Origin of the sequence: Sphingobium sp. AP49 (genome assembly GCF_000281715.2) — a bacterium.
Classification (GTDB): domain Bacteria; phylum Pseudomonadota; class Alphaproteobacteria; order Sphingomonadales; family Sphingomonadaceae; genus Sphingobium.
On record NZ_CP124576.1, the window covers coordinates 3,736,933 to 3,750,000 of the forward strand.

General features: G+C 56.5%; 8 protein-coding genes, 1 tRNA gene, 2 rRNA genes and 1 pseudogene (1 of these 12 only partly in view). 1 reads left to right on the forward strand and 11 read right to left on the reverse strand.

Features of this window, described 5'->3' with window-relative positions; translation table 11 throughout:
- Position 1: 1 nt before the first annotated feature.
- The 3 genes from PMI04_RS17855 to PMI04_RS17865 are packed head-to-tail and all read right to left on the reverse strand — an operon-like array spanning position 2 to position 2,955.
- On the reverse strand, positions 2-2,374 hold the full coding sequence (locus tag PMI04_RS17855) for a VirB4 family type IV secretion/conjugal transfer ATPase (protein WP_007711928.1): 2,373 nt from the start codon (positions 2,372-2,374) through the stop codon (positions 2-4).
- A complete protein-coding gene (locus PMI04_RS17860) occupies positions 2,353-2,637 on the reverse strand; it encodes a type IV secretion system protein VirB3 (RefSeq protein ID WP_007711929.1) in 285 nt (94 codons plus the stop codon). Before PMI04_RS17860 ends, PMI04_RS17855 begins: the two co-directional genes overlap by 22 nt.
- A 6-nt stretch (positions 2,638-2,643) precedes the next feature.
- Positions 2,644-2,955, reverse strand: coding sequence for a TrbC/VirB2 family protein (locus tag PMI04_RS17865; RefSeq protein ID WP_052028088.1), 312 nt, complete (start codon positions 2,953-2,955; stop codon positions 2,644-2,646).
- Between the two features lie 134 nt (positions 2,956-3,089).
- Here PMI04_RS17865 and PMI04_RS17870 point away from each other — a divergent pair, with 134 nt between their 5' ends.
- A complete protein-coding gene (locus tag PMI04_RS17870; protein WP_081491027.1) occupies positions 3,090-3,449 on the forward strand; it encodes a TrbC/VirB2 family protein in 360 nt (119 codons plus the stop codon).
- A 38-nt stretch (positions 3,450-3,487) separates the two neighbouring features.
- On the opposite strand, the gene PMI04_RS17875 is transcribed toward PMI04_RS17870, so the two are convergent.
- From PMI04_RS17875 to PMI04_RS17910, 8 genes and pseudogenes are all read right to left on the reverse strand, one after another.
- Positions 3,488-3,868 (reverse strand): Imm50 family immunity protein, encoded by a 381-nt coding sequence (locus PMI04_RS17875; protein ID WP_081491028.1) that lies wholly within the window; start codon positions 3,866-3,868, stop codon positions 3,488-3,490.
- A gap of 31 nt (positions 3,869-3,899) precedes the next feature.
- Positions 3,900-8,411, reverse strand: coding sequence for an RHS repeat-associated core domain-containing protein (locus tag PMI04_RS17880; RefSeq protein WP_238535946.1), 4,512 nt, complete (start codon positions 8,409-8,411; stop codon positions 3,900-3,902).
- Positions 8,412-8,460: 49 nt separating this feature from the next.
- Positions 8,461-8,880 carry a hypothetical protein gene (locus PMI04_RS17885; RefSeq protein ID WP_157178155.1) on the reverse strand — a complete coding sequence of 140 codons (420 nt, stop codon included), beginning with the start codon at positions 8,878-8,880 and terminating at the stop codon, positions 8,461-8,463.
- 99 nt (positions 8,881-8,979) lie between these two features.
- Positions 8,980-9,135 (reverse strand): annotated as a pseudogene (locus PMI04_RS17890) (MBL fold metallo-hydrolase); the annotation flags it as partial.
- A 515-nt stretch (positions 9,136-9,650) separates the two neighbouring features.
- Positions 9,651-10,577 carry an integrase arm-type DNA-binding domain-containing protein gene (locus tag PMI04_RS17895; RefSeq protein ID WP_283184814.1) on the reverse strand — a complete coding sequence of 309 codons (927 nt, stop codon included), beginning with the start codon at positions 10,575-10,577 and terminating at the stop codon, positions 9,651-9,653.
- A 176-nt stretch (positions 10,578-10,753) separates the two neighbouring features.
- A tRNA-Met gene (locus PMI04_RS17900) sits at positions 10,754-10,830 on the reverse strand.
- A 110-nt stretch (positions 10,831-10,940) separates the two neighbouring features.
- Positions 10,941-11,055, reverse strand: a 5S ribosomal RNA gene (gene rrf / locus PMI04_RS17905).
- Positions 11,056-11,230: 175 nt separating this feature from the next.
- Positions 11,231-13,068: ribosomal RNA gene (locus PMI04_RS17910) — 23S ribosomal RNA — on the reverse strand (it continues 956 nt past the right edge of the window).

Here is a 13,068-nt window from a genome sequence, read left to right on the forward strand (position 1 = left end):
GCTAAGCGCGCTCCAACAGTCGGCTCATCCAATTGTCCGGGTCATGGTCCGGTTCGGTCGTCAATTCGTCGAAAAGACGTACGGTGGCTTCCCGGCCCGACAATATGGTCAGCAGATCCTGCTCGCCGGCCAGATTGAGGCGAGCCACGACGCTATCGTTGCCGCGCTTGATGAGGAAGCAGTGCGCTTTATCGGGCAAGGTTCTGACCAATTCGAACTCATGTTCCGTGAGACCGAAGCCGTCCATATAATCTTCCGGTCGCGCCTTCGGATTGATCATGAAAATCTGGGTCGCTGCCTGTTCGACGATGGCACTCGCGATACGGCTTTCCAGCGCGTCCTGCGCGCTCTGCGTGGCAAAGCCAACGATCCCGTTACGCTTGCGGATGGTCTTTTCCCAATCCTTGATCCGCCGCACGAAAATATCATCATCCAAGGCTTTCCAGCCCTCATCGACGACAATGATTGCAGGCGTACCGTCGAGACGCTCCTCCACCCGGTGGAAGAGATAAGACAAGGCCGGTGTCCGGGTCACGGGATGATCGAGAATGGCGGTCATATCGAACCCGATAATACTCGCTTCGAGGTCCGTCAGGTCCGCTTCATTGTCAAACAACCAGGCATGCTCACCCTCACCCCACCAGGGACGCAATCGAGCATAAAGGTCCTGCGGATGGGGTTTGGCGTAACCGCGGAACATTTCGACCAGATAGCGTAGCCGACGATGGACGACCCCCTGCGTGAAATTGGCGTCGATCGCATCCTTGATCATGTCGATCTCGGCAACATCAGTACCTCCGGCAAGCATCGCCAGCCAGTCGATCAGGAATTGCCGATTAACCGGATTATCCTCCATCTGAAGAGGATTGAGTCCTGCGAGCACGCCCGGCCTCAATCGATCATATTGCCCGCCGATTGCCCGGATGAACAACTCCGCACCGCGATCCTTGTCGAAAAAGACAATGCGAGGCGCAAATTTGCGAGCTTGCGCAAGCAAGAAGTTGAGAACCACCGTCTTGCCTGAGCCGGATGGACCGATGACGGTGAAGTTACCCAGATCATTTTGATGAAAATTGAAGAAATAAGGACCGGCAGCCGTCGTCTCGAAAACCGTTACCGCATCGCCCCAATGATTTCCATACGATTGACCCACCGGAAAATTATGCAGGCTCGCCAGGCCCGCAAAGTTGCTGGTCGACACCAGTGCCCGGCGTACAATATATTTGAAATTACCAGGGAACTGCGCCCAGAAAGCTGGTTCCAGTGCGATATCCTCGCGCACGGCGACAATGCCTAGTTCTGCGAGAACGGCTTTTACTTCGGCAACCTGCGCGTCGAGCGTCGAGAAGTCGGTCGCATGGACCTTGATGCTGCTATGGTGCTCGCCAAAGCCTGCCCGCCCGCTCGCCACATCATCTTTGGCTCGCGCTAGGTCGTCGCGCAGGGAAATGCCTTCATCCTCGGTCGAACGCATACGGCGCAACGCAAGATTCATGCGGCCGAGGGCTTCACCACGTTCCACAAAGGCGAAGGATTGTGTGACGGTCATCTCGAAGGGCATGCGATGCAGCTGATCGAACATGCCCGGCATGCTGTGCGCGGGATAATCCTTGATTGAAATGATCGCCCCGAACATGCGCGGGTTTGCGCCCGATCCAGCCAGTTCGAACGCCTCCTGCCCAAAGCTCACCCGGCGGGAGGGGAGGTGATGTCCGATATCTCCATAGGGCAGTGCGACTTTCTGGGCGTCGCTATTGTAAAGCTGGGACAAAAATTCCAAGGGTTCGGAATAGGAGATGCCGTTTTCGTCATAGGCCGTCAGCAGCCGGGGGCCATAATTTCCAAGAGAGGCGACTATCGCCTCGCGGGCCGTATCCAGCGCTCGCTTCTCCGATGCGAACAGGGCTGTCCGCTCGACCAAACTCTTGGCGGCGAGCCCCCTGATCCGTTCGAGAACGCCGATTTTACCTTTGAGCGGACGTCTGACGATGGTCAGGAACAGGTCGTTGACGAACATCTGGCGCGACGCGAGCTTTGAACGCCAGCGATCGTCCAACTCCTGCGAGAAGGCGTCGGGGAAATGCGCATCCAAAGAGAGCTGCGCCTGTCGCCTGACGAGGTGGTGATACACAGCAAAGCGCGAAGACCCGAGCGTGCGCAGCATGGCGTCCCGCAGCGCGGCGCGGTAATTGAGTTCGTCGGTGTCGGCCGTCTCGAACAGCAGGCCGTCGATCTTGATGACCTGCATGAGCAGGCCATCGCGCGTCTCTATCGTGACGTCATCGACGTGTCGCGCGTAGGGAAGATGGGTCCCCGCCCCCTTCTCACGTGCCACGACACGGGGATCGCGGGTCAGGGGCGGTAGGAGTTGCATCCCCACAACCTGTAATTCTTGATCCGCGGGCAGAGGCTGACGCGCGCAATCCACAAATCGAAGAAGCGTGGCTCACGCAAGCACAGCAACACGCCGCAGGCATGTAGCAAAGCAGCGATAACGATCGACCAAAATGATTTGAACAGCAGGAACAGTTCAGCCGCGACGACCATATTGATCACGAAATAGCTGTAAGTAACGCCCGCGAACATTTGCGGCCGTGTGAGCGCGATGAAGACGGTTTCCTGTTTAAGAGATGACATGACCCATCAACCGCCTGCGCTAGCGCGAATGCCGCCGACGATGCTCGCGGCGCCGAAGAGGATGAAGCATCCAAGGATAACCACTGCGCCATGACGCCAGTTGATCCTGCCCGTCAGCATCATGAAACCGACCGACGCTACAGCGACCACCGCCGCCACTGTCGCAAAGGTTCCCATCAATGTTCCCTGGAGCCAGCTGACCGCTCCAATGATGGGACCCGCGCCTTCGGGATCTTGCGCCATTTGCGCAAAAGCGGGCGAGCCGCAGCACCCAAAAAGAGCCAGGCAATATGCTGAAAATCTTGTTAAGTGCTTCAAAATCCAAGCCCCCCTTGGTTGAATTCGATGAGTCGATCCTTGGCATAGAGTCCGCCACAGAGCCACAGGATATTTCGATGAAAATGGTTCAGGATGGAATTGGCGGACGACTTGGTCTGGCCTAGGTTCGCGACATGAATGACGCATCCATATATGCCGATGGCCACAGCCTTGAAGCAGCGGCCCTGTGGATACAGGGACTGATTCTAGGGCAAGTCGGAACCAGCATTGCAGTGCTCGCTATCGCCATCATCGGCCTCAACATGCTGCGAGGCACGCTTTCAGCGCGAGATGGGGTTCGCTCCCTGCTGGGATGCTTCATTCTATTCGGCGCTCCTGCCATCGCGCATGGGGTGATGGGTACTCTACCGCGCTCAACGGGACCGGAAGTCATTGTGCCGCTGCAACCTCCTGTTCCATCGCTACATAAGGAAAAACAATCCTCACCTTCAATTAATCCGTTCGATCCCTACGCTGGCCAATCGGCACCTTAGAACGATCGACGAAGCAGTAAGTACAGCAACTATTACAATTACGAATGCCGGAGAGAAACTGAAACATCGTCAGCAACGATGAATCCATCTAACCCAAAATTTGCTAACAGATCAATTCGATAACCATCATCTGTCTTAGATATCTCAACCTTAGAGAGAACATTTTGATGGTTCCAATCATTCAGATTAATTTGAGAAATTCCACCAATACGAAAAACGACAACAACCTCCTTTTCACGATTATATACGTCGCTGCCACTAATTGGCACAGAACTTCTCCAGCAGATCAATGAAAAAAATGAAGCTTCAGGGTCTCTTCGGAGAATAATTTCCTCGACTTCAGAGTCATGAAAGTTCGGCATATAACCAAACCACTCCACAATTTTTTCCGTACCGGGAATATTGATTATATCGCTCATGATATACTCACCATATTATACCCAAGCCATTTCAGGGTTTAACTGGTCGGCCAGGACCGCGTATCGGTTTCCCATTAGGGCCTCGCGTCCAGTCATGCTCATGCGGCACGCCTTGGCCATGATCATGATCATAATCAGTGTCTTTCACTGGCCAACCATCATCGCCATATTCTCGCTCCTGTCCACTCCCTGGATTCTTGTATTTTGATCCTGGCTTACCTCTATTAGGCGTTTTGCTTGGCCGCTCTCCTTGGTTGGTGAAGATGGGAGCTTGGTCGGGGATAGGGCATTGGTTAGCGGACTGCGGTGGACCAAAAAACCTCCTCCACAATTCCTTTGCCCCTTCTCGACAAAGGTCTGAGAACCGAGCGCATAAATGGATTGCGGTAGGGGCCCGACCGCTTGGATCGACCAGGTTAATGGGATTGTTCTCAGCATAGGCATATACGTTTTGGCCGCCTTCCAGCCCGATAGTGTCAGCCTGGATATATCGACCTGTGGTGGGATCGAAGTCCCGATAGCGGTTGTAGTAGAGGTCAGCGAGCACCTTGCTCTGCCCCGGAAAGCCGGGTGCCAGATAGTCGTTGGGCGTGGTCGCGAGCGCGCCGGATGCATCCGTCGTGACCAGCGGCACGCCCAGATGATTGCCATGCACCCAGTTGAGCTGAACGATGCCTGAGCTGCCCGGCGTTGCTACTGCCAGCGGCGCATAACCCTCAACACCATCATCCCCGCCGAAGGGCGTATTGTCATTGGCCACGTGCGGCTGCGACCAGATGAACTCCGCCTTCACATCTGCCGCTGAAGCCCCATATTCCCCCAGCACGCGCCCGTCCGGGTCATAGACGAAACGCCGCGTACCCGTGCCGGACGTCATCGTTACCCGGTCATCTAGCCCGTTATAGGCAAAATCGAGCGCGCCCACGTCTGTACGGCTGTAGCCCGTCAGACGGCCATAGCCGTCATAGCTTGTGCTCGCGCTGATGCTGCCGGGGCGACTTTCCGAGGCAGTGTTGCCTCGCCCGTCATAACCGATCGTCCGCGTTCCTGCCGCATTCGTCACCGACGACAGCCGGTTGGTTCCCGTTGCATAGGCATAGCTGGTGGTTCCCGCCGTCCCGGTTGACGGCATCGACGTCTGCACCAACCGGTCATTGGCGTCATAGCCAAAGACCACCGGCCCCGCCGAACTCAGCTGATCGGTGATCGAGCTGATATTATCATTGAGGTCATAGCCATAGCCCAGCCAGGACAGGCTGGTCCCATCGCTCATGCGGTACAGCCTGCGCGAGGCGAGCCGCCCGTCATTGCCCCAGTCATTCGCCGCCGCCAGCCCATTGCCAAGCTGCATGGCCTTCACCGCACCGAACGGTTCATAGGCGTAGCTGGCAGCCACCTGCGTCCATGAGGACACCGAGGCCGAAGCCTTGCTCTCGACAAGGTTCACGCGACCCTTGCCGTCATAGCCATAATGCACGATCCGCCCGGACGGATAGGTGATCTGGGTAACCCGGTCGCCAAGATCATAGGCATAGACAAGTTGCGCGCTGCCCGTGCCGATCGCCTGCTGGCGCGCCAGCAGATTGCCCCGGTGATCATATTTGAACTGCGTGGTTCCCGAACCATCCACAATCTGACCGACATGGCCGATATCATAGGAACCCGCCAAACCGCCGGTATCCCAACTATAGGTCACGATCTCGGACGAGGGCCGCCCCTGCGGCACTTTTTGCGTGAGCCGACCCATATAGTCGCGAGTAAAGTCGATGACCTGGCCACGCCCGTCACTCGACTTGATCAACGCACCAGCGGCATCATACCAATAGGTGCTCGTGCCGCGGTCAGGGGACACTTCCTGGATCGCATCGCCAAAACCATTGCGAACGAACTGGGTGGTGACCGATACTGCATCGGTGAAGCTGACGAGATTGTCGCGCGCGTCATAACCCTGGGATGTTGTCCCACTGTCCGGCGCAACAGCAGATACCAGCCGGTCCAGCGCATCGAAGGCCTGGGTCGCAGCATTGCCGTTTGGGGTTTTGGTCTGGACGATATTGCCGACCTTGTCGTAACCCCAACGCGCCGTTCGCCCAAGCCCAGTCGTCTGGCTGAGCATTCGGCCGAGTTCATCGAAGGTCCTTGTGATCCGGCGCGATAAGGTGGCGTCGCTTCGCTTTACCGTCTCGGACGCCACATTATTCATCGCATCATATGTATAGTCCCGACGCTCGCCATTGGCTGCGCGCAGGGCAATCACGCGACCTGCTGCATCATAATCCATCAGCAGCGTCTCGGTCGATGGCAGCGTCAGCCCTGTCATCCGGCCCGCAGCGTCATAAGCGAAGGTCGTAACCGCGTCCTGCGCGCTATCCGTCGGATGCTTTACCCGGACAGTCAAAACCCGGCCCAGACCATCATAAGTGAAGGCGGTGATGATGCCATTGGGATCGGTCATCGTGCCCGGTCGGCCATTGGCATCATAGCTGGCATAGCTGGTGACCTGCCCCAGCGGATTGGTCATCGTCTGAAGATTGCCCTGCGCATCATAGGCGAAGGTCGTCAGATCGTCATGCCCCTGAGCGTCAGCGGCCAGCGGGCCATTTACAGACAGCAGGCGGCCGTTGCTATCCCAGCCATAGCTGTAGGTGCGGGTCCGACCATTGGTCGGATAGGGCACCGTCTGGCTTGTCGTGTCAGTCAGCGTCAATGCACTAAGCTGGCCGGTAGCGGTGTAGCTGCGCGTTTCCGCCAGCCCAGGTCGCACGATGCTGGCCGGCAGATTGTAGGTAGAATCCCAGCTTGTCGTTGTCGTTCGCTGGCTTGTGGCCCCGCTGCCCTCGACCGTGGTGGTCGGGCGGCCTTGCGCGTCCCGGACAAATGTCGTCAGACGGCCTTCTTCGTCGGTCTGACTCGCGATGAACGTGTTCGTACCATAGGTAAGCAAACTGGTGCTTGCGGGACTGTTTGCGCTCGCTTCTCCATCGATTTGCGAGAGACGAAAATCACCAGGCCCCGTAGCGAAGCTGGAAAAACGATATGTGGAGGCCTTGCCGAGAGCATTGATTACCCTGCGCGTCAACGTGCTCCCGTTCTGGCCGAATTCAACCGCGTAGCGATCGGAACCCTCTCCGCCCTGAGTCAAGACGGCATGCCCTCTTGCATCATAGGCATAAGTGGCGACGCGATTGTTCAGATTGTCGAGAATACCGGTCACATGCCCCGGAAAGCGACTATCCTCGTACAAGTAAGTGGTTGAATCGAGAACCGCTGCGCTGGCGCTCAACCGTTCAGCCTTGATCAGGCGCTGGATCATCGATGTCGAAGGTGCGCTGGTCGCAGGGGCCGGATCGTAGCTGTAACGAAGCGAGGTGCCATCAGGCAGCGAAATCGACGATATGGCCAAAGGATATGGCAGCGATCCCGCAGGCGGTGATGCCAGGGACGTGGTATAAAAATTATACCAGGCTACATTCGCCGTACGGCCGAAACTGTCGGTGATCGATGCAAGACTGCTGTCGCTGTTATAGGCGTATGTCCAAGCGTAGCCGCCCCGTGTCGCTTTGGATGTCGGCCAACCCCTGTTGTAGCCACCGCCATTAGGACCGACCCGCGTCTGTAGAATCCAGACATTGTCGTCTTGATCCGTCAGTTTCCAGCTGCTCGATGACGTCTTGATATCGGCAAGATTACTCGGCAGCGTCCCAATATATTCCAGCTTCAGATCCGTAGGCGCATTAGCGGTACCGACTGACGGGTCCGAAACCCATTGCCCGCTCGATTGCAAGACAAAGCCATAACCCGCGCCGTCGGGCGCGAGGAGCGCGACCTTGGCATTAGGCGACGAAGGCGATCCCGAAAAAGCTCCCAATTGAATTTCGTAGCTGAAATCGAAATTCCAGCCGCCAGCCAAGCCCCTCGGCAGGGATTGGGGCAAAGCTACGCCATCGATAGGGCGACCGACCTGAAAGCTGCGATAGTGCCTGCCTATCCGGAACAATCCATCGCTGGTCTCAAAGTCTGATGCAGTGATGACCTTGGCGCCTGAGGACAATATTATCGGATTGCCGACTATGGGATTGGGGTGCCCACCATTGTCACAGTTGCACGGCTTCTTTTCCAGGAGCAGTTCATTGTTGTTGCGGCAATGGCCATCCACCGTTGGCGTGTAGCCAGATGCGCAATGAAATTCTACATATACGGGCAGGATGGTCCCACAGCTCCCGATACCTCCACCGGTTTCGGCTGGACAAAGATATTGGAAGGTCGTCCACCTACACCCTTGTACGGTCCAGTTTCCGTCACCCGGCGACGCACCTATAAAGCGGCTACTAGGCCCGCGATAAATCGACCATTGCGCCCTGCAGGCTTCATCTGCCGTCGCCCATGCGCCGTTAGGTCCAGCGGGGGACACCCAACCCACAACGCCTTCGCCAAATTGAGCCCGAACTGGTTGGAATTGACTCGAAAGGAAAAGAACGCACAGCGCGAGAACGAGTTGACGCGAGAACGTAAGCGCTTGCCGAGCGCAGGAAATAACTTGCATGCCCCCTCCCCCTTGATTGCTCACGCTTATTTACGACGCATGTAGTCGATTATGGATTGGTCCAATTGAAACAGCCAAAAGGGCTGCTTCCCCAAACCGCTCCAGAAGATGGCACCCCGACGGTGACTTCCGATGTCCGGTTACCATTCTTGTCGTAGGCGTATGTGACACATAATGAACTGCCAGAAGTCAGCAACATGAGGCTGGCAGCAATCTGGCTATTGATAGTTATCAAGCCATTCGCCTGAGCAGGAACGGAGAAAAAGCCGAGACAAAGGCCGACAACTGCCATCCTGCGCCGATTTCTGGCTCTTAAATTGAGCATCGAAAACCTCCTGAAGATCGAAGACAAAATAAAGACGTGATCACGAGGTCCGAGATTCGCCTTAGCCGCCAGGGCAGTTGTATAGCGCCAAGTCATGATCACCCCGTTCGGCGCAATCATCAGAACCGCAAGGATGGGTTTCATATTTTAACGAGTCAATCAAGCCGGCTTGCATCGAAAATCAAGGTTTCATGCCTATATTTCAATTAATTATATTTGAAATACCTTCAGTTTCCATCTATCTCCAGGGAAGTCAGCGCGCGCGGTGCCATAGTCGGGCATGAACAGCGTGTCGCCGTCGAACGCCGCGTCATCAATCCGGTAGGCGACATCCGCCAGAATGTGGCCCGAGACGTGCAGCACCTCCACCTCCAAATCACCGATAGCGAAGCGGTCGCCAAGCGGCTGCTCCTCCTATTCAGCTTGCTCATGAACGGGGGGTGGGCCTGTCGATGCTACGCAAGCGGCACACCGCTGAAGCACGAGATGATCGACTGACACGCGATAGTGCCGCGACGCTACTGCCTCGACTGGTTCCGATCGGGCTGGGTGTCGGCGTTGCTGCCGGGTTCGGCTTAGGCCGCGAACCCATAAATTGCCACCGCGGAGCGTAGGGCATCGCGGCGGCGAGTGCATCGTGCCATAGGCATCTAATGTCGTCGTCCGCAGCCTCCATAGTCGAAGAATTGCAGACCGCGTTTCCTGCGATACGGCGAGGACGGTTTGTACCGATGGTGAATAGCGTCCAAGGTGATGAGCCGTTGCAAATCGAAGTGGATTTCGCTGACAAGGATGACTGGACCCAACTGATCTCCGAGTGGTTGGATGCGGTGCCGGATGGGCTTGCGTCTGCACTCAGCTTCCTCAGTGATGAAGCTATCCGTTTCTACATTCCTGCCTTTCTTGCAGCAGACCTAGCCGGCGCGTTGCATCGGGTCGATCCGACTTTCGCACTCGTTCATGGCTTTGATGACATGTCGCGCGGCCAAAGGATTTGGCCTCGAGAAGATGAAACGTGGACTGACTTCGCGCGCGCTCGATGGGATAATCTCACGCAAGATCAAGCTAATGCCATAGTCCACTACCTTGAATGGCGGGTTGAGCAGGACGGTCTGGACATAGAGTATAACGTCGTCGAGGCGCTGGCAGCCTATTGGTATCCGCGGGCAGCGGGTCTTCAGCCGGCCCTTTCCAAATCCCGAGAAAGCTGATTCAGCATCGGCATGAGCCGATATGATCTTACCGACTTCGAATGGCGCCACCCGAGGCTTTGGCCGCAGCAAGGTGGCGAGGCCAGCAGCCGGATCATGGGTGGCCCAGCCCTGCGGGATGGCAAAGAGATAGACTTGGCTCACATGCTGGCGCAGCCGACGGCTGATATCGAGGGCACCGCGCGCCTCGACCGCCCGCAACATCGTCAGCACATCGCCCGCAGTGATGCCCTTGAGATCGCGCTGCCCGAGCGACGGGAACACGTCGCGCTCCAGACGCGACAATATGCCTGCCGCATGCCCCGGCTCCAGCCCGCTCGCCCGATTGCCATGCCAGGCCCGCGCAGCCGCCTCAAAGCTGGTCACAGGCGAGGGAGCCTTGGGACCGGGATCCCGGCCCCGCGCAAGGGCAAGTTTGGCCTCAGCGCGGCGCAGCCGCGCCTCTGCCAAAGTAACCTCCGGGTAGCGCCCGAACGAGAGCAGTTTCTCCTTGCCGTCGAACCGATATTTCATGCGCCAGAGGCGCGAGCCAGTCGGACGGACAAGCAGATAGAGGCCGCTGCCATCGCCGAGCTTGTAATCCTTCGATCGCCGGCTGGCGTAGCGAACCTCGAGTTCCTTGAGCGGCATAGGGGGCATCTCCTGCTGGGCACAGGCAAAACACCCCCAAAAGCAAATCGACGTCCTGGCATCAGGCGCGATCCGATGGGCGGCGCTGCATCCCCAAGAAACGGCGCAAATTCGCCGCGGGAAGACATAAAAAAACCGCCCCGGGATGATCCGAGACGGCTTGGTCTGTTGGTGTGTGGTTGCGGGAGTAGGATTTGAACCTACGACCTTCAGGTTATGAGCCTGACGAGCTACCGGGCTGCTCCATCCCGCGACACTGGGCGTTTTTTTGGTGCCCTGATATGCAAAAAGGGCGGCTTTGTGGGCCGCCCTGCTTTGCAATTATGAATGGGTTTTTATCCGTAGTCATGCGCGTGCTTCAATGCCTGGCGACGCCCTACTCTTCCAGTGCTTGAGCAATAGTACCATCGGCGCAGACTGGTTTCACGGCCGAGTTCGGGATGGGATCGGGTGGGTCACAGACGCTATGGTCACCAAGCAATGAAGCAGGCGCATAACTGCGGTTTTTTAATCGATACCGTGCACAGTTCACTTTCACTTGGGAAAGTGAACATCAAGAGCTTTGATTTGTATGTTCGTATATCTGGGCTGGCTTAAAACCATTCCGTCAACGGACGCTGCTGTTTCCAGCATTGTCGTTGATGGTGGGACTCTTAAGCGCGAACAGAGCAATTAGGACTGGTTAGCTCCATGCGTTACCGCACTTCCACATCCAGCCTATCAACGTCGTGGTCTACGACGGCTCGATGAAATCTTATCTTGAGGGAGGCTTCCCGCTTAGATGCTTTCAGCGGTTATCCCGTCCATACATAGCTACCCTGCTGCGCCACTGGCGTGACGACAGGTACACCAGAGGTATGTTCAACCCGGTCCTCTCGTACTAGGGTCAACTCCTCTCAAATTTCGACGCCCACGGCAGATAGGGACCAAACTGTCTCGCGACGTTCTGAACCCAGCTCACGTACCACTTTAATTGGCGAACAGCCAAACCCTTGGGACCTGCTCCAGCCCCAGGATGTGATGAGCCGACATCGAGGTGCCAAACGATTCCGTCGATATGAGCTCTTGGGAATCATCAGCCTGTTATCCCCGGCGTACCTTTTATCCGTTGAGCGATGGCCCTTCCACGAGGGACCACCGGATCACTATGACCGACTTTCGTCTCTGCTCGACTTGTCAGTCTCGCAGTCAGGCGGGCTTATGCCATTGCACTCTAACAGACGGTTTCCAACCGTCCTGAGCCCACCATCGCGCGCCTCCGTTACTCTTTAGGAGGCGACCGCCCCAGTCAAACTACCCGCCACAGAGGGTCCCTGCACCGGATAACGGTGCGAGGTTAGACATCAGAAAACAACAGGGTGGTATTTCACCTATGGCTCCACGACAACTGGCGTCATCGCTTCAAAGCCTCCCACCTATGCTACACAGTTCTTTCCTAATGCCACTCTGAAGCTGCAGTAAAGGTGCACGGGGTCTTTCCGTCTAACCGCGGGTACTCCGCATCTTCACGGAGAATTCAATTTCGCTGAGCATATCCTGGAGACAGTGGGGAAGTCGTTACGCCATTCGTGCAGGTCGGAACTTACCCGACAAGGAATTTCGCTACCTTAGGACCGTTATAGTTACGGCCGCCGTTTACCTGGGCTTCAATTCAGAGCTTGCACTCCTCCTCTTAACCTTCAGGCACCGGGCAGGCGTCAGGCCCTATACGTCGTCTTGAAGCCGACTTAGCAGAGCCCTGTGTTTTTGCTAAACAGTCGCTACCCCCTGGCCTGTGCCCCCCACAAGTGCTTGCGCATATGTGGGGCCTCCTTCTTCCGAAGGTACGGAGGCAATTTGCCGAGTTCCTTCAGGATACTTCTCTCAAACGCCTTGGTATACTCTACCATTCCACCTGTGTCGGTTTAGGGTACGGTCTATACGGTGGGGCTATTTCCTGGGACCCCTTCACTGCCCGGAGCAATCCAATAAGCCCGAACAATTTACGGCATCCGTCACACACCACCAGGCCCACGAATATTAACGTGGTTCCCATCGACTACCCCCTTCGGGCTCGTCTTAGGGGCCGGCTTACCCTGCTCAGATTAGCTTTAAGCAGGAACCCTTGGAATTTCGGCGACAGTGCATCTCACACTGTTAATCGCTACTCATGTCTGCATTCGCACTTCCGATACCTCCACGACCCATTACCAGATCGCTTCAACGGCCTACGGAACGCTCCGCTACCGCGTGATCCAAAGGATCACACCCTAAGCTTCGGTGCACGTCTTGAGCCCCGTTACATCTTCGCCGCAGGATCTCTTATTTAGACCAGTGAGCTGTTACGCTTTCTTTAAAGGATGGCTGCTTCTAAGCCAACCTCCTGGTTGTTTTGGAAATCCCACATGCTTTCCCACTTAGACGTGACTTGGGGACCTTAGCTGTAGGTTAGGGCTGTTTCCCTTTTGACGACGGACCTTAGCACCCGCCGTCTGTCTGCCGAACTAGACTC